The organism is Hymenobacter polaris, assembly GCF_012927305.1.
Lineage (GTDB): Bacteria > Bacteroidota > Bacteroidia > Cytophagales > Hymenobacteraceae > Hymenobacter > Hymenobacter polaris.
On sequence record NZ_JABBGH010000003.1, the window covers coordinates 793338 to 810810 of the forward strand.

The 17473-nt window shown below is 63.5% G+C and carries 14 protein-coding genes; 10 read left to right on the forward strand and 4 right to left on the reverse strand.

Translation table 11 applies throughout. The features are described from left to right. The first annotated feature begins 99 nt into the window (after positions 1 to 99). Positions 100 to 522, forward strand: a complete 423-nt coding sequence (locus tag HHL22_RS19915; protein WP_169533137.1) for a hypothetical protein — start codon at positions 100 to 102, stop codon at positions 520 to 522. A 59-nt stretch (positions 523 to 581) separates the two neighbouring features. After that, positions 582 to 2183, forward strand: coding sequence for an L-piperidine-6-carboxylate dehydrogenase (gene amaB, locus HHL22_RS19920; RefSeq protein WP_169533138.1), 1602 nt, complete (start codon positions 582 to 584; stop codon positions 2181 to 2183). Positions 2184 to 2345: 162 nt separating this feature from the next. Here the strand turns inward: amaB and HHL22_RS19925 are convergent, their stop codons facing one another. Together HHL22_RS19925 and HHL22_RS19930 are read right to left on the reverse strand one after the other, a co-directional pair. Next, positions 2346 to 2942 carry a DUF4252 domain-containing protein gene (locus tag HHL22_RS19925; RefSeq protein WP_169533139.1) on the reverse strand — a complete coding sequence of 199 codons (597 nt, stop codon included), beginning with the start codon at positions 2940 to 2942 and terminating at the stop codon, positions 2346 to 2348. A gap of 161 nt (positions 2943 to 3103) precedes the next feature. Further along, positions 3104 to 3358 carry a hypothetical protein gene (locus HHL22_RS19930; protein WP_169533140.1) on the reverse strand — a complete coding sequence of 85 codons (255 nt, stop codon included), beginning with the start codon at positions 3356 to 3358 and terminating at the stop codon, positions 3104 to 3106. 135 nt (positions 3359 to 3493) lie between these two features. On the opposite strand from HHL22_RS19930, the gene HHL22_RS19935 reads away from it, so the two are divergent. From HHL22_RS19935 to prfB, 8 genes are all read left to right on the forward strand, one after another. Beyond that, positions 3494 to 4075 (forward strand): NUDIX domain-containing protein, encoded by a 582-nt coding sequence (locus HHL22_RS19935; RefSeq protein ID WP_169533141.1) that lies wholly within the window; start codon positions 3494 to 3496, stop codon positions 4073 to 4075. 74 nt (positions 4076 to 4149) lie between these two features. Further along, entirely contained in the window at positions 4150 to 4953 is an 804-nt protein-coding gene (locus HHL22_RS19940) for a lysophospholipid acyltransferase family protein (RefSeq protein WP_169533142.1), read from the forward strand. A gap of 56 nt (positions 4954 to 5009) precedes the next feature. Beyond that, complete coding sequence (gene gatC / locus HHL22_RS19945) at positions 5010 to 5291, forward strand: Asp-tRNA(Asn)/Glu-tRNA(Gln) amidotransferase subunit GatC (protein ID WP_169533143.1); 282 nt, start codon at positions 5010 to 5012, stop codon at positions 5289 to 5291. Between the two features lie 166 nt (positions 5292 to 5457). Continuing rightward, complete coding sequence (locus tag HHL22_RS19950) at positions 5458 to 8271, forward strand: tetratricopeptide repeat protein (protein ID WP_169533144.1); 2814 nt, start codon at positions 5458 to 5460, stop codon at positions 8269 to 8271. 126 nt (positions 8272 to 8397) lie between these two features. Continuing rightward, positions 8398 to 9132, forward strand: a complete 735-nt coding sequence (locus tag HHL22_RS19955) for an ABC transporter ATP-binding protein (protein ID WP_169533145.1) — start codon at positions 8398 to 8400, stop codon at positions 9130 to 9132. 120 nt (positions 9133 to 9252) lie between these two features. Beyond that, on the forward strand, positions 9253 to 9804 hold the full coding sequence (locus tag HHL22_RS19960; protein WP_169533146.1) for a cob(I)yrinic acid a,c-diamide adenosyltransferase: 552 nt from the start codon (positions 9253 to 9255) through the stop codon (positions 9802 to 9804). Between the two features lie 149 nt (positions 9805 to 9953). After that, positions 9954 to 11024, forward strand: coding sequence for a branched-chain amino acid aminotransferase (locus HHL22_RS19965; protein ID WP_169533147.1), 1071 nt, complete (start codon positions 9954 to 9956; stop codon positions 11022 to 11024). A gap of 148 nt (positions 11025 to 11172) precedes the next feature. Beyond that, positions 11173 to 12250 (forward strand): peptide chain release factor 2 gene (gene prfB, locus HHL22_RS19970; protein WP_195809335.1). Its coding sequence is split into 2 segments (ribosomal slippage): positions 11173 to 11232 and positions 11234 to 12250, totalling 1077 coding nucleotides; the frame shifts between segments, so codons are not numbered across the junction. A 102-nt stretch (positions 12251 to 12352) separates the two neighbouring features. Here prfB and HHL22_RS19975 read toward each other — a convergent pair. Both HHL22_RS19975 and HHL22_RS19980 read right to left on the reverse strand, forming a co-directional pair. Next, positions 12353 to 14053 (reverse strand): SusD/RagB family nutrient-binding outer membrane lipoprotein, encoded by a 1701-nt coding sequence (locus HHL22_RS19975; protein ID WP_169533149.1) that lies wholly within the window; start codon positions 14051 to 14053, stop codon positions 12353 to 12355. 9 nt (positions 14054 to 14062) lie between these two features. After that, complete coding sequence (locus HHL22_RS19980) at positions 14063 to 17314, reverse strand: SusC/RagA family TonB-linked outer membrane protein (RefSeq protein ID WP_169533150.1); 3252 nt, start codon at positions 17312 to 17314, stop codon at positions 14063 to 14065. Positions 17315 to 17473: the final 159 nt, after the last annotated feature.

The following is a 17473-nucleotide window of genomic DNA, read 5'->3' on the forward strand; positions in this document are numbered from 1 at the left end:
AAGGCCCCTAGGGTGTAGGGCCGCTTAAAGACTGGCTAAGCGTTGCCACTAGCTAGGGGCGCGTTACTTCGCAGGGCCAAGCCGCTACTTCCCCTGCTCATGCTCCTGCCCGTACCGCTGCCCGCCGAGGTATTCACCCTCGAATACCGCCCCGACCAGGCGCTGCTTGTTGCGCGCTGGCTGCAGCCCCTGGCGCTGCCCGAGCTGCAAGCCAGCTACGAGGCGCTGCTAGCCGCCGCCCTGACCCACGCCAACTGCCGCCACTGGCTGCTCGATGTGCGCCGCCGCCCCGTGGGCAACTTGGAGGCGCTGGCGTGGTTTCGGCAGCAGTTCAGCCCCCGGCTGGTGCCGGCGCTGGGCGGGCCGCTGTTCGTGGCCTACTTCGCCATGGTTAACCAAGAGGCTCTGGGCACCAACTCGGCCTTGCTTGGCAGCATTGCGCAGGGCGAAACCGAGGGCGCCCACTACCAGTATTTCAACCGCGAAAACGAGGCCCTGGCTTGGCTGGCGCAGCAGCCCTAGGGCGGCGGGGCCCGCTACCTTTGGCGCCTAGTTCGCCCATCTCTCCCTCCGCCCGCCCCATGAAGCAAGCCCTCGAAGAAGCCACCCGCCCCGACGTAACCGTGCGCCACCCGCACCAAGACCCCCACGGCATGCAGGATGTGCTGCACCAGCTGGGCATTGGCGCCGAGGTGCCCGCCTATAGCACCGGCCGGCAGTGGGGCGGCGCGGGCCAGGCGCCGCGCCCCGTGCACTCACCCGCCGATGGGCAGCTCATTGCCACCGTGGCCCAGGCTACCCCGGCCGACTACGAAACCGTGCTGCAAGCCGCCCAGGCCGCCTTTGCTACCTGGCGCCTGGTGCCGGCCCCGCGCCGGGGCGAGGTGGTGCGCCAGATTGGCCACGAGCTGCGCCGCCACAAGGAGGCCCTGGGCAAGCTGGTGAGCTACGAGATGGGCAAGATTTTGCAGGAAGGCCTGGGCGAAGTGCAGGAGATGATTGACATCTGCGACTTCGCGGTGGGCCTCAGCCGGCAGCTGCACGGCTTCACCATGCACTCCGAGCGGCCCGCCCACCGCATGTACGAGCAGTACCACCCCCTAGGGGTCGTGGGCGTCATTTCGGCCTTCAACTTCCCGGTGGCGGTGTGGAGCTGGAACGCCATGCTGGCCGCCGTGTGCGGCGACGTGTGCGTGTGGAAACCCTCGGAGAAAACGCCCCTGGTCGCCGTGGCCGTGCAGCATATCATCCAAAAGGTGCTGGAAGATAACGACTTGCCCGAAGGCGTATTCAACCTACTGCTGGGCGGGCCCGCGCTGGGCGAGGCCCTGGCCAAAGACGAGCGCGTACCGCTGGTGTCGGCCACGGGCAGCACCCGCATGGGCCGGGCGGTGGGCGCCGCCGTGGGCGCGCGCCTGGGCCGCGCCCTGCTCGAGCTGGGCGGCAACAACGCCATTATCATTACCCCGCAGGCCGATTTGGAGCTGGCCATTCGGGCGGTGGTGTTTGGGGCGGTGGGCACGGCGGGGCAGCGCTGCACCACCACGCGCCGGCTCATCATCCACGCCAGCTTGTTCGACGAGGTGAGCAAGCGCCTGCAGGCGGCCTACGCCAAGCTGCCGGTGGGTCACCCGCTGCAAGCCGGCACCCTGGTGGGCCCGCTCATCGACGCCGACGCGGTAGGCCTGTTCACCGATGCGCTCGACAAGGTGCAGCAGGAAGGAGGCACGCTGCTGGCCGGCGGCCAGGTGCTGAGCAGCGCCGAGCTGCACGGCGGCCACTACGTGCTGCCGGCGCTGGTGCAGGCCGAAAACCACTACCCCACGGTGCAGCACGAAACCTTCGCGCCTATCCTTTACCTCATTAGGTACGAGGGCGAAGTAGAGGCAGCCATCGCCCTGCAAAACGGGGTGTGCCAAGGTCTGTCGTCGGCCATCTTCACGGGCGGCCTGCGCGAGTCGGAAGCTTTCCTAAGCGCGGCCGGCTCCGACTGCGGCATTGCCAACGTGAACATCGGCACCAGCGGCGCCGAAATTGGCGGTGCCTTCGGCGGCGAAAAGGAAACCGGCGGCGGCCGCGAGTCGGGCTCCGACGCCTGGAAAGTTTACATGCGCCGCCAAACCACTACCATCAACTACGGCACCGAACTGCCCTTGGCGCAAGGTATCAAGTTTGATATCTAACGATTAGGATAAAAAGGCGGTCCTGCTGAGCCTGAATAAAAAGGCGGTCATGCTGAGCCCCGCGAAGCATCTCTCCCGAACGATACCCTAGGGGCGCGGAAGAGATGCTTCGCGGGGCTCAGCATGACCGCCTTTTATCTGCATACAACTCTATACAACTCCTTACCGGCCAGTAGTTTGCCGCACGGCTTCAGGTAGCACGCGGGCCAGGGCCTCGGCTTGGGCGCGGGTGAAGCTGCCTTTCACTTCTACCAGCACAAACGAGTTGGCCGCGTCGGGCAGGCCGCCGGTGGCTACCAGCTCGCTCACGTTGTCGCCGTTGGCGCGGACTACGTAGTTGTAAGCGCCCGTGCCGCTGCCCGCCGCCAGCGAGGTGTAGCGCTCGGCCGCCAGCAGGCCGCTTACCTCGCTGCCTAGGCCGTCGCGCGCCAGCTCGCGAGCGCCGCTGCTGGTGGGCACGAAGCTGAGCACCCGCGCCGTGCGAATGCTGGTAATGGCGTTGGTCAGGTCGCTGCCGCCCAGTAGCTTAGCTGCCCGCACCAACGCCAGCCGCTGCAACAAGTCGGCCGACCACTCGGTGGTGCGAAAGCCCGGCTGGTCGCGGTACTTGGCAAAGAAGTTATCGACGGTGCGGGCCGGGCTGCCGGGGCCGCTGGCGCGGCAGCCGCCCAGCAGCGCCAGGGCCACTAGCAGGGCTAGTAGCCGCAGCCCCCAGTGCGCCGCGGGCCGGACCGGCGTGAAAGAACAGAGGTGATGCATAAGGGAATAGATGAGGTATTGAAAGGGCAAAAAAGAACGTCATACTTATCTGGCGTCCGCCTGCCGAAGCATCTCTCCCGCACGATACGGCGTGGTAGAGATGCTTCGGCAGGCGGACGCCAGATAAGCATGACGTTCGGACGGGATTATTCGCTCCGAAACTAGCTGTGAGCGCCGGCAGTCGAGCCTTCATCGGTGGGGTCGGTTTCGCCGCGGCGCTGGCCCTGGCGGTCTACCGGGCCTTCACCGGCAGTAATCTCCTGGTTTTCGTCGTCCGTTACGTACACGTTGGTGGTGGGGCCTAGGCCGCCGTTGTGGGTCGAGAGGTCAGCCTCGGCTTCGGCAAACTTGAGGTTGAGCAGCGAATCGGCGTGGTTGTCGGGCGTCGGGGAATCCTTTTTCTTGTTGTCAGCCATAAAAACAACCCGGCCGCGGGGAAGTGAGGGGCGGCCCGGCGCTTAGGTGTACGCGGGCTGCGGGCCGGGGTTGGGGGCGGGCTGCGGCGGGCCCGCGGGTTACTTTTGGCAAAAAATGCCCCTAGGCCCGCCCGTATGACGCCCACCACCCCGCCCACCGATTTCGACCCCCAGCATAACCCCTGGCAAACAATGAGTTCGGAGCCCAAGTACCAAAATCCCTGGATTCGGGTGCGCGAAGACCAGGTGATTAACCCCAAGGGTGGCCCCGGCATCTACGGCGTGGTGTCGATGCGCAACAAGGCTATTGGCATCGTGCCCGTTGATGCCGAGGGCAATACCTGGCTGGTGGGCCAGTACCGCTACACGCTGGGCGAGTACAGCTGGGAGATACCCATGGGCGGCGGTCCCGTGGAGTTGGATATTCTGGAATCGGCCCAGCGCGAGCTGCGCGAGGAAACCGGCCTGCTTGCCGCTCGCTGGACGCGCATTGCCCGCCTGCACACCTCCAACTCCGTGACCGACGAAGAAGGCTTCGTGTTTTTGGCCGAAGACCTGACCCAGGCCGACTGGGAGCCCGAGGAAACCGAGGACCTGCGCCTCTGGAAGCTGCCCCTAGCCCAGGCCGTGGCCCTGGCCCTGGATGATACCATCACCGACGCCATTAGCGTGGCCGGCTTGCTGAAAGCCGAGCGCGTGCTGGCCGGGCGCGGGTAGGGACGCCAGGGTTTGGCCGTACCCGAGGGCCCACGCGCCCGGCCCCAATGTTCTGGCCGTTATTTTTGCACTGTATGGGTGATTTCTTTCGCTATATCGGCCAGCGGCTCTATACCACCTGGGCCACGTTTTGCTTCGTGCTGCCGTTTTTCGTCACCTACCCGGCGCAGCTGGTGCTGGTGCGCAGGCCCGCGTGGCGGCGCTACCTGCACGCCATCAACCACTACTGGGCCATCTTTTCAACCACCACCTGGGGCGTGCCGGTAGAGGTAGTGAACGAGGGCCCGCCCCTTCAAGACCAGCCCTGCATTTACCTGGCCAACCACACCTCGTTTGTGGATATTCTGCTGCTGTTTCGCGATATTCCGGGCTTCGTCAACATCATGGGCAAGGACTCGCTAGTGAAGTTTCCGCTGTGGGGGCCCATTTTTGGGCAAACCTACATTCCCATCAACCGCAAGAGCGCCGTGGGCCGGGGCCGCGCCACCGCCCAGGCCCGCCAAAGCCTGCGCGAGGGCCGGCCGCTCATCCTGTTTCCCGAGGGCACCATCGGCCCCAAACCGGGCGAGGCATTGCAGCCGTTTATGGACGGCGCGTTTCAGCTGGCCATTGCTACCGGCGTGCCCATTATTCCGGTAAGTTTGCCGCTGACCCACAAGTTTATGCCTTCGGTACCAGGCCTGCGTGTGCGCCACGCCAAGCTGCGCGCCGTCTACCACCAACCCATCGAAACCAAGGGACTGACCGAGGCCGACATACCCGCCCTAAAGGCGCGGGTGATGGCCGAAATCGCCGACGACTTCGTGCCCGAGGGCCGGGGCATCCCGGTGGGCCGCACCTGGCGCGGCGTGCTGCCCGAAAAACCCGCGAAAGGGTAGGGGCCGCCCAGCCACTAGCGCCCTAGGGCTTGTTTTATCGACTTATCCACACACTTATGAACACCGAAACCCTCCGTGGCCTGGCTCACCTGGCCCGCCTCGAATTTGACCCCGCCCGCGAGCAGCAGATGCTGGCCGACCTCAACGGGATTCTGGACTGGGTGGCCCAGCTCGAAAAAGTGAACACCGACGGCGTGGCCCCGCTGGTGCACCTCTCGCACGAAATCAACGTGCTGCGCCCCGACGAGGCTCGCAATACCGTGAGCCGCCAGGAAGCCCTGCGCAACGCTCCGCGCCATGATTCTGACTATTTCCGCGTGCCCAAGGTGCTGGATTAGGCTACGCTGAGTATTAAAAAGAACGTCATGCTGAGCTTGCCGAAGCATCTCTGTCGCATCGTTGAACGATTCTAGCGGCGTGGCAGAGATGCTTCGACAAGCTCAGCATGACGTTCTTTTTTGCCACCGTTCCATTGTAATAGCCCCTAGGGCTACCCCCGCCGTTTTGCCGACGTTTTCCCAATCTCTACTGCGCCCGCGCCTGCCGCTGCTGCTGGCGCTGCTGGCCCTAGGGGGCGCTACCTACGCCTACTTCGCGGGCGAGGCGGCCACGCTGCCAATGCGCCTGGTGCCGCATCTGGCGCCGGTGCCGGTGGTGCTCGACTCGGTGGCGGCCGGCCCCGCCTGGCTGCCGCTGCCCCTCAATGGCTATGCCGTGACGCTGACCCACGACGTGGGCGGCCCCTACACCCACCCCCTGGCGGCTACCGGCTGGCTGCTGGTGCTGGCCGGGGCGCTGGCCGGCTGGCTGGCGGTGGTGAGCGGGCTGCGGCGGCCGGCCTTCGTGGTGGGCACGGCGCCGGTCATTTTTCTGTTGTCTTCGCTGAACGTGGACGGCCTAGGCCTGTTTGGCGGCAGCCAGCCCTATTTCCTGTGGCTGAGCCTGGGGGTGCTGGGCGCCGCCGCCGGCGGCCTGCACCTGCTGGGCGAGCGGGTGCGCCTACCGCTGCGGGCCTTGGTGCTAACCACGCTGATGGCCGCGCTGGCCGGCCTAGTATATAGCAAAACTCCGCTGTCGCCCGCCGATACGGCTTTGCAGCTGGCGGCCTTTGCCACGCCGGCTGGGGCGGTGCTAGTGGCGCTGCTGGTGCTGTGGGTGGGGGTCGAGAACGTGCGGGCCCTGCTGTGGTTTAATAGCCAGGCCGAGCAGCCCGAAAGCCGGTTTGGGTTATTTCCGTACCTGCTGGCTAGCTCGCTCTACCTTGGGGCGCTGGGCTGGTACTGGTACCAGGGCAGCCTGGCCCTGGGCTATGGCCTGCACCTCGACCCGCTGGTGCTGCTGCTGCCCGCCGTGCTCACGAGCGCGCTGGGGCTGCGCCTGCGCGCGCCTAGCTACGCCGAGTGGGTGCCCTACCCGGCGGCCCGCGTGCTGCTGGGATTGCTAACGGCCGCCGCCGCCGCCGCCCTAGGCTACGCTTTTTATACGGTGAACGCGCCGCTGCTTGATGCGGCGCGCGCTTTCAGCGCGCTGGCCCTAGGGCTGCTGGGCGCGGCTTTTCTGCTGTATTCGCTGCTCAACTTTGCGCCGCTCATCCGGCAGCGGCTGCGGGTGTACCGGGTGGCGTTCGCGCCGCGCCGCTTTCCCTTCTACGCCGTGTATGTGCTGGGGCTGGGCGTGCTAGCGCTGTATGGCGTGCAGGGCGGCTGGCCCTGGCTGGCGCAGGTGCAGGCCGGGCAATACAACCTGCTGGGCGACGCCACCCGCCAGCAAAGCGAGGCCCGCCCCGACGACCTGCCCCTGGCCCTGCTGGCCGAGCGCTACTATGCCGAAAGCGGCGACGTGCTCGACCGCTTCAACCGCCCCGCCCAGCTGGGCCGGGCGGCCCTCTACCGCTTCCGCAGTCAAATCCAAAACGAGCAAAACGCGCTGCGCCGCGCCCTGCTGCGCCAGCCCGACGAGAAGGTGAGCGTGCGCCTGGCCGCCCTGCTCACCACGCCCGGCGACTTTCTCGACGCCCTGGCCGTGCTGCGCCAGGCCCGCCGCGCGCAGCCGCGCAGCTTCGCCCTCACCTCCGATTTGGCCCAGCTGTTCACCCGCTCGGCCCTCACCGACTCGGTGGCTACCTACCTCGACCGGGCCGCGCGCCTAACTCCCGGCAGTGCCGTCAGTGAAGCCAACCAGCTGGGCTTCCTGCTAAGCCAGGGCTTGTATGCGGAAGCTGAGCAGCTGTTCGTCAAGGAGTTAGCAACGCGCAAAACGCCGGCCAATGCGCCCGCGCTAGCGGCCAATAGCACCCTGGCTTACCTGCTGAACGCTACGAAGCCAGGCCAAAAAAAGGGTTTCGTAGCCATCACCACCAACTCGGCTCCCCCCGCCAGCGCCGACCTGGATGATGCCACCTTCGCTGAAGTGTACCAGGACGCGCTGCACATGGCGCGCGCTACCCGCCCCGCCACCGAGCGGCTGCCGTGGGCAAAAGCCCTGGCCACCCTGGCCGCCCGCCCGGCCAACGAGCCTTACTATGAGCAGCTAGTATACCTGCAAAGCCTGCTGCTGCACGCCGCTGGCCACGAGCTAGCCGCCCGGCAGGCCCTAGGCCCCCTGGCCGCCGGCACCAGCCAGTCGGCGGCTTACTATCAGTATGTGCTGGGGCTGTGGCAGCTGCAGCAGCGGCAGTATATCGCCGCCGCCACTCGCCTGGGCCAGGCCGCCGCCCTGGGCGCCGCCGACGCCCGCCCCGCCCAGGCCTGGGCGCTGGCGCTAGCCGGCCGGCCCGACTCGGCCCGCGCCGTGGCGCGCCGCCTGGCCCTGGGGGCCGATACTGCCCAGCGGCCAATGGGCCAGCGCCTGGCCGCTGCCCTGGCGGTGGGCTCGCTGGTGGTGGGCCAGCCCGCCCGGCCGCTGGTGGGCGCAGCGGCCCTAGGCCAGGCGCAGGCCGCCGAAGCCGCCGGCCGCCCCGACAGCGCCGCCCGCCGCTACCGCCGGGCCGTGGCTACCGCGCCCTTCAACGTAGCGTTGGTGCTGGCGGCCGGCCGGTTTTTCAGCGCCCAGCAGCAGCCCGGCAATGCCTACGAGGTGCTGCAGCAGGGCCTCACCGAAAACCCCGACGACCCGGCCCTGCTGTCGGCCTTTGCCCTGGCCGCCGCGAGCGCCGGCGTGGCCGACCTGGGCCAGTCGGCGCTCGCGCAGCTGCGCCCGCGCCTCGACCCGGCCGCCTACGCTACCTTGGGGGCCCAGTTCGAGGCTCGCCGCCGGGCGTATGCGGCGGCCGCGGCCGAGTTTGAGACACTGGGTCCGGCCCAGCCTGCTGGCCGCTAAGCCCGGCCCCTAGGGGCGGTGGCTGCCAAAAGCAGAGGCTACTTGTAATGCCGCGCCCCGCGTGGCCGAACCAAGAAGCGCTGGCCTTACAGGGCCGTAGTATCTTCCCGCAAAATTGCTTTTCCTATGGTCGCTTCCGCCACGCCGTTCGTCATTCAAACCCAGGATATTGCCAAGGAGTACGTGATGGGCACCGAGCACATCCATGCCCTGCGCTCGGTGAGCATCGACATCAGGCGCGGCGAGTACGTGGCCTTTATGGGGCCGTCGGGCTCGGGCAAAAGCACGCTCATGAACATTGTGGGCTGCCTCGACACGCCCAGCAGCGGGCGCTACGTGCTGAACGGGCAGGACGTGAGCCGCATGAGCGACAACCAGCTGGCCGAGGTGCGCAACAAGGAAATCGGCTTTGTTTTCCAAACCTTCAACCTGCTGCCGCGCGCTACGGCCCTGGAAAACGTGGCCCTGCCACTCATTTACGCCGGCCTAAGTAAGCGCGAGCGCACCGAAAAAGCCTTGGAAGCCCTGCGCTCGGTGGGCCTGGCCGACCGCGCCGGCCACCGCCCCAACGAGCTAAGCGGCGGCCAGCGCCAGCGCGTAGCCATTGCCCGCGCCCTCGTCAACGTGCCCAGCGTGCTGCTAGCCGACGAACCCACCGGCGCCCTCGACTCGAAAACCAGCTACGAGATAATGGGTTTGTTTGAAGCGCTTTACGCTAAGGGCAACACCATCATCATGGTAACCCACGAGGAGGATATTGCCCACTACGCCCACCGCATTGTGCGCCTGCGCGACGGCCTCATCGAAACCGATGAGGTAAACCAATCCATCAGCAAGCCGCTGGTTGCTTCGGAGGCCTAGCGGCAAAACGGGCTGCCGCGGCCGCTTTGGCTCGGCCAACCACCCCTAGGCCCCACCCGCGTAGCCAGCGAGCCGTCGGCGAGCGTATCCGCGGAATCCGTTAAATCCGTTAAATCTGCGATGAAGATATATACCAAAACCGGCGACCAGGGCCTGACTTCGCTTATTGGCGGGGTGCGGGTGCCCAAGTCGAGCCTGCGCATCGACTGCTACGGCACCGTAGACGAGCTGAACTCCTACCTGGGCTTACTGCGCGACCAGGACGTGAACGCCCCGCGGCGCGACTTGCTCAAGGAAATTCAGGACCGGCTGTTCACCATTGGCTCGCACCTAGCCACCGACCCTGGCCAGGAGCCCCGCCGGCGCCTGCCCGACCTGCACCCCGCCGACGTAACCCTGCTGGAAACCGAGATGGACCGCATGGACGGCAACTTGGCGCCGCTGCGCGAGTTTGTGCTGCCCGGCGGGCACCCGGCGGTGTCGTTTGCGCACGTGGCGCGCTGCGTGTGCCGCCGCGCCGAGCGCCTGGCCGTGCAGCTGCGCGAGGAAGCGCCGGTGGAGGACCTGGTGGTGATGTACCTGAACCGGCTATCCGACTACCTCTTCGTGCTGAGCCGCCAGATGGCCCACGACCTGGGCGTGCCCGAAGTAACCTGGAAGCCCAGGGTGTGAGGTAGGGCGCCCGCGCAGCCCTAGGGGCGGCCGCGCCGTAAGAAGGTAGGCCAGGCGGCGCGCGGCTGGTCATGCCCGCTTGCCTGCTACCGCCGCCGTACCTTGCGGCCCCAATCCCACCCACTCTTTTTTACCTTTCCCTGACTACTATGCTCGATACCTTTGCCATCGACATTGAGCCGGTCATCACCTCGCGCATTGGCGAGATGGACCCGGACCGCCTGGAATTCGGCAAGCTCTTCGCCGACCACATGCTCACGGCCGAGTATGCCGATGGCGAGTGGCAGGCGCCGCGCATTCGGCCGTATGGCCCGCTCAGCATCAGCCCGGCCACTTCGGCGCTGCACTACGGGCAGGCCATTTTTGAGGGCCAGAAGGCATATCGCCAGGCCGATGGCAGCGTGGCCATCTTCCGGCCCCAGGCCAACTGGCAGCGCTTCAACCACTCGGCCGAGCGCATGGCCATGCCCACCATCCCCGAAGATATTTTCGTGCAAGGCATGCGCGAGCTGGTGAGGCAGGACGCCAGCTGGGTGCCCAGCCGCCCCGGCAGCTCGCTCTACCTGCGGCCCTACATGTTTGCCACCGATGGCTTTCTGGGGGTGCGCCCGTCGGCCACATACCATTTCGGCATCATTACCTGCCCGGTGTCGGCCTTTTTCGGCCAGCCGCTGCGCGTGCGCTTCGAGCAGAAGTACGTGCGCGCCGCCGCGGGCGGGGCGGGCTACGCCAAAAACGCCGGCAACTACGGCGCCGCCATGCTGCCTAGCTCCCTGGCCCAGCGCGAAGGCTACCACCAGCTGCTGTGGACCGACGCCTCGGAGCACCAGTACGTAGAGGAATCGGGCGCGATGAACGTCATGTTTGTTATTGATGGCGTGCTGGTTACGCCCGCGCTGTCCACCTCTATCCTCGACGGCATCACGCGCCGCTCGGTGCTGGAGCTGGCCCGCGACTGGGGCATGCCCACGGAGGAGCGCCGCGTGTCAAGCCGCGAGATTGTAGCGGCCCTAGGCCAGGGCAAGCTGCAAGAAGCCTTTGGCGTGGGCACGGCCGCTACCATCGCGCCCATTGCCATCATTGGCCACGAAGGCCACGACTATACCCTGCCCGAAGTGCCGGCCGATGCTTTTTCGCGCCGCGTGGGGGCCGCCCTGGAGGCCATTCGCACCGGCCAGGCGCCCGACCCGCACCACTGGATGGTGCCGGTGCAAGGCTAGTAAACGCAGGCAGCCCTAGGCCATTGCTAGGGCTGCAAGGCTTAAAAGGCCGGCCGGAATCCCTGGCTGGCCTTTTTTGTTCGACCTTTGCCGTGTGCGGCTTTGCCACTGGGGCAAACCAGGCACTCACTCATTTTCTCACTTACAGATGACCCAAGACCAGATACGGGACTTGAAGGGCCGCGCCGAGGCCCTGAGGAGGTACCTTTGACTACGATACCCGCAAAGAACAAGTAACGGCCGCCGAGGCCGAAACCCTGGCCCCTGATTTTTGGGACGACTCGAAAGCCGCCGAAGCCAAGCTCAAGGAAATCAAGGGAATTAAAACTTGGACCGACGACTACGAGGCGGTGCAGGCTGCCGTGGCCGACACGGAGGTGCTCTACGACTTTTACCGCGAGGGCGAAGCCAGCGAGGCCGATATTCAGGCTGAGTACGACGCCACGCAGGCCAAGGTAGAGGCGCTGGAGTTCAAGCGCATGCTTTCGGACGAGGAAGACCAGTTGCCCGCCGTGCTGGAAATAAACCCCGGCGCCGGCGGCACCGAAAGCCAGGATTGGGCCGAGATGCTGATGCGCATGTACATCATGTGGGGCGAAAGCCACGGCTTCACGGTGCGGCAGCTCAGCTACCAGCCCGGCGAGGGCGCGGGCATCAAGTCGGCCTCGCTGGAAATCGACGGGCCGTTTGCCTACGGCTACCTCAAGAGCGAGATTGGCGTGCACCGGCTGGTGCGCATGTCGCCCTTCGACAGCAGCGGGCGGCGGCACACGTCGTTCGCGTCGGTATTTGCCTACCCGGTGGTCGATGACACCATCAACATTGAGATTAATCCCGCCGACATCAGCTGGGATACTTTCCGGGCCGGCGGCGCGGGCGGCCAGAACGTGAACAAGGTGGAAACCGCCGTGCGCCTCACCCATGCGCCCAGCGGCATCATCATCGCCGTGCAGATTGAGCGCTCGCAGCTTATGAACAAGGAGCACGCCCTGCGCATGCTGCGCTCGCGCCTCTACCAGCAGGAGCTGGACAAGCGCAACGCCGAGCGCGACAAAGTGGAAGCCACCAAGAAGCGCATCGACTTCGGCTCGCAAATTCGCAACTACGTGCTGCATCCCTACAAACTCATCAAGGACCTACGCACTGGCATCGAGCGCACCGACGTGCAGAACGTGCTGGATGGCGACCTGGACGAGTATATCAAAGGGTACTTGATGCAGAACTAGCCCCTAGGGCTGGCAGCTACCTTAGGGGCTGCCTTGGCCCTAGGCGCATAAAAAAGGGCCACCCAGCTGGGTGGCCCTTTTCGTTTTAGGAGGTGTAGCACCTTAGTCTACCACGTCCCAGAAAATCTTGGTGTACTGCGTAACGCCGGCCGGCACGTTGGCCGCGTTGGTGCTCACTTCGCTCAGCGGGTAGAACAAGCGCGTGGGCAGCTTGTCGGCGCGCGGCGACTGCGACTGCGTAGAAGCTACCTGCGACAGGTTCGGCTGGGCGCTGCGACGGTAGTCATCCCAGGCTTCAACGCTGGCAACGGAATTCATCGCCAGGTATTTCTGGTAGATGATGATGGCTTGCTTGCCCAGCGCGCCGTTGCTAGTAGCCGCGTCATAGCTCACCAGCGGGTTGCTAGCGTTGGAGCCACCAGCATTCGTGGTAGCAACGAACGTGTTGTACTGCGAGATACCAGCCGCACCAGCCGTCGTTAGAGCAGACAAAGTAGAGGCGTTAATCGTAGCATTCGTCGTAGCCGCTGCCCGGTAAAAGTAGATAAAGGAAGCTTTGATACCGTCAAGGTAATCTGCCTTAGCCTGAGTATCCCCACCAGGCAGCAGTCCGCGGGTTTCGGCTTCAGCTTTCGAGAAGAGTTGCTCCGATAGCAACATCAGCGCGGTAGGAGCATTCAGGCCCTTGATGATGCCTCCGCTGGCAGCGGTAGAGTTAGCTCCCAAAAAGCGCGAAGCCGTCGGCAAAGACTCCGTGGGGGCGTTGAAAGCGGGCGAGTTGCTTTCGCCCGGCCGGGCCCCTACGTACTGTGCAGCCGATGCCCCATTTACGAGGCGCGCTCCCATCGTGTACAGCTGCGAAACCCGCGGGTCATTATTGTTGAGGTACTGGTTGATAATGAACTGCGTCGGAATCTGGTAGCTCCGCTCGGTAGCCCCCGTGCCCGACGGCGTGAAAGCGTAGCGGGTATAGAGGGGGTTCTGTTGGCCGGTATTCTGAGCGTAGCCAGGTTGCGCTACTACGTCGGAAGTGATAAAATCGCCACCGTTATCGGCCACGCTGGCTTGCAGCGCAGTCATCTGCTGCGTGATATAGGTGTTCAGCGTAGCGTCATTGGTTTGCGACTCGCGCAGCAAGATGCGTAGCTTTAGCGAATTGGCAAACTGGCGCCATTTCAGCATGTTACCGCCAAACACGATGTCTTCGCTGCTCACTGCCCGCGGCGTAAAAGTAGAGGTAGCCGTAGCATCCGTGGCTTTGATGTCAGCAATTGCCCCGGTCAGCTGCACGATAAGGTCCTTGTAAATGTCGGCCGCCTTATCGTAAGTAGGAGCGGTCTGGCCTAGGCCCTTTAGCGCCTGCGTATAAGGTATGTCGCCATACTCATCTACCAGCAGCAGAAAGTTGTACACTTTCATGATGCGCGCAATAGCCGCGTGGTAAGGGTAGCCGTTGGCCGAGCCGTTGGTTTGAATCTGAGCGTAGTCCTCCAGGTTGTCGTAAGTGCCATCCCAGAGGCCGGCGTAGTACGAAGACGAATAGTTGTAAGTCAGCTCTTCGCCGTAGCCGCTCACTACCCCCGTCTTGCCCCAGTAGCCGGCTGCCCAGCTGGCGTAGCTATTGTAGCTGGGGTTGTTGCCCGTGTAGTTGGCGGCCGTGGTAGCCAGAGCCGAGGCCAGCTGAGCATCGGGCGTTACCGCGGTCAGGCTATTCGGATTCTGGTTGATGTCGATAAACGACGAGCAGCCGCTGGTAGCGATACTAAGCGCGCCCGCAGCAAGTGCTATAACGTAATTCTTCATAGGTAAGGCTTAGAAAGTTGCGTTGAGGCTAGCACCGTAAAACTTGGTCGGCGGCGTCTGTAGGTTGGTGTTGATACCGATAGCGTTGGAGTTGGAAAAGCTAAACTCGGGGTCAGTATAGATATTCTCCTTAGGCACCCAGGTTAACACGTTGCGGCCAAATACATTCAGCGACAGGCCTTTGATAACGCTCATCTTTGCCAGTACCGCAGCTGGTAGCGCGTAGCTAAGGGAAATCTCCCGAATCTTGAAGAAAGTTCCGGTGGTAACGTAGTTCTCGGCTACCGTGCGGTTCCAAGTCGAGTTCTGGGCCCAGAACTCAGCGCCACCCGGCGTTACGCCCGTGGTATTCGGAACGTAAGTAGCGCCGCCGTCAGTCGAGATAGCCGAGTTCGGATACACGAAGTTCTGGCGGTTGTACATCGCGCTGCGCGCGCCGCTACCCGTGAAGTCCAGGTCTTCGCCGATAGAATTGTACACCACGTAGCCCGTGCGCAATTCACCCTGACCCGAAAGCGTCAGGCCCTTGTACGAGATGGCGGCATTGAAGCCGTACTTATACTTCGGCTGGGTGTTGCCGAAGGTCTTTAGGTCGCCGGCCTTGAGCGGGTAGTAGTAAGTCGTTAGGTCGGTAGCGTCGTAAGCATTGCGCGTCGAGGCCATTTTCACGCGGCCGTCGTCGGTGCGCTGGTAGTACGAGCCGCGCAGGATGGGGTAGGGCTGGCCAGGTATGGCGTAAAGCTGAGCATTGCCGCCCGTCGAGAGAGCCAACTGGGTCAAAGAGCCGGGTAGCGAGATAACCTCGTTGTTGTTATAGTTGAAGTTGCCACCGAGGGTAATCGAGAGGCCGTTGTCGAGGCGAACCGGCACGATGGTCAGGTCAGCTTCTACCCCGTTGTTGCGCACTTCACCGGCGTTGAGCAGCAGGCCGCTGTAGCCGCTAGCCGATGAGATGCTGGTGTTTACCGTTTGGTTGGTGCTCTTCTGAGCGTAGTAGGTGAAGGCACCAGCTACGCGGCGCTTCAGGAAGCTCAGTTCGATACCAGCTTCAACCGAAACGGTATTCTCGGGCAGCAGGCCCGGTACTACCAAGCCGTTGTTGGCCGTGAACGAAGCCAGCGAGCCGAAAGGGAAGCCGGCGCCTAGGCCATAGGTCGAGGCCAAAGCGTAGGCACCATTTGTCTGGTATACACCCGACGCGCTGTTGAAGGACGAGGTACCCGTACCGCCTAGGTTTACTTGGCTAACCTTGGTAATGCCCCCGCGCAACTTGCCGTAGTCGATGAACGAAGCATCCTTCAGGCCGGGTATGGCGTTGGTGAAGACGAACGAAGCGTCGGCACCAGGATAGAAGAAGCTGCGATTGCCGGGGTCCAGGGTCGAGATGTTGTCGTTGCGGCCCGAACCGTGTAGGAAGAGCAGGTCTTTGAACCCTATCGTCAGGTCGGCATAGAAAGCCACCAGGCGAGTGTTAGCGCGGGCATCAGAGCCGCTCAACTGGCCAACGCGGTTTGCTAGGTTAAACAAACCTGGGGTAGCCAGTGCCGTCGAAGCCACGTAGTTGAAGCGCGACGTGAACTGCTGCACGTTGTTGCCCAGGATACCCTTGATGTTGAAAGCGCCGAACGTTTTATCAACAGTCAGGAATAAATCCGAGTTGATGCGGTTTTGATTGCTGCTGATGTCTTGTACGAAGCCCGGCGTCTGGGCGCTCGACGAGTGGTTGGTATTAGCCAGGGTGTAAGCCGAATACAGGAACTTGTCTTGCGTGTTCAGGCTGTTCTGGTCGATGTTGGTAGTACCGATGCGGTACTGCAGGCGCAACCAGTCACGAACCCGGAACGACAGGTCAACGTTGCCCACCAAGGTATTGCGGCGGTCCATGGTGCGGTTGTTATCGATAACCCAATAAGGGTTGAAGTAAAACGCATTGTAGAACCCGTTGGGGTTAGCATACTCGTTGTTGCGCCAATCCTGGTAAGAAGTCAGGGGCACCAGGGCGGACGTGTTGAACCAGTTCCAGTACACCGACTGGTCGCGGCTCAGGTTAGAGGTAGCGTCTACTTTCTGCTGCGTGTAGGCTACGTTGAAGCCAGCCGTGAGGCGACCAAGTTCGCGCGAGGCGTTGAAGCGGAAGCTGTTGCGGTCGAGCTTGTCTTTGGGCACAATGCCGTTGTTATGCACGTTCTGGTACGAGGCGTAGAACTTAGTTTTCTCGTCGCCGCCCGAGAACGAAATCCCGTTTTGTGCTTGGTAACCCGTGTTCCAGAACTTGCGCTTCTCATCGGGCCGCGCGTTGTACGTCAGCATCTGCACGTCGCCATTCTCCAGGCGCTCGCCTACCGGCCGCAGCACCCCGTCGTAGCGCGGGCCAAACTGCTGGTTTTCGAAGCTGTTATACTGGTAGTCCTCGTTGCTGTCGATAGCGCCGTTGGGGGCATATACCGGGCGGGTCTGGTTCCAGGAGTTGGCACCGGGGCCAAACTGGGTCTGAAACTGAGGCAGGAACGAAACCGACTCGAACTGCGAGGTTTGCGATAACGTAATCTGCGACCGGTTGCTGCCTTTCTTGGTCGTGATAATCAAGGCGCCGTTCGAAGCCTGCGAACCATAGAGGGCGGCGGCGTTTGCCCCTTTCAGCACCGAGATGTCGGCGATGTCATCGGGGTTGAGGGAGGCCAGCAGTTCGTTGGTTGAAATCACCCCGTCGATTACGACCAGGGCTTCGTTGTTGCCCGTGAGCGAGCGGGTGCCGCGCAGCGTCAGGCGCACTTGGGGGCTGATACCCGAGCCGATGGTTTGCACCTGCAAGCCCGAAACTTTGCCGCTCAGGCCGTTCACCACGTTGGTGGGGCGAGCTTGCACTAACTCCTTGGTGTCGAGCGTAGCCGTGGCGTAGCCCACTTCGCGCTCTTGGCGCTGGATGCCCAGGGCCCCCGTTACAACAACTTCCCCTAGCTGCTTAGCGTCGGGGGCAAGTGCCACGTTGATAGTTCCCGCGCGTACTGGTTGCTCGGTGGTAGTGTAGCCAACAAAGCTAAAAGTAAGCGTAGTAACCGTAGCAGGTACGCTCAAGGTAAAGGCGCCGTCTACATTGGTCGAGGTGCCTAGGGTGGTGCCCTTGGCCAGCACTGTCACGCCCGGTAGTCCTTGCCCATTAGCCCGGTCAGTTACCCGGCCAGAAACAGTTCGGTTCTGCGCTGCTGCCTGAAACCCCAGGCAAAAGAGCAGCAAGACCAACAATAGAGAAAAATGCTTCATACTAAAAAGATTGAAGTGGAGAAAAGAGCCATGCTATTCAAGGAGGAGCTGGATTTGGCGCCAAGTTATGACATTATTACTAAATGAAAGTGGCGTGTGCGGCACGGGGCAAGGAGATGAATTCCTCCCTTAAACCTGCGCAAGGCCGAAAGGCGCCGG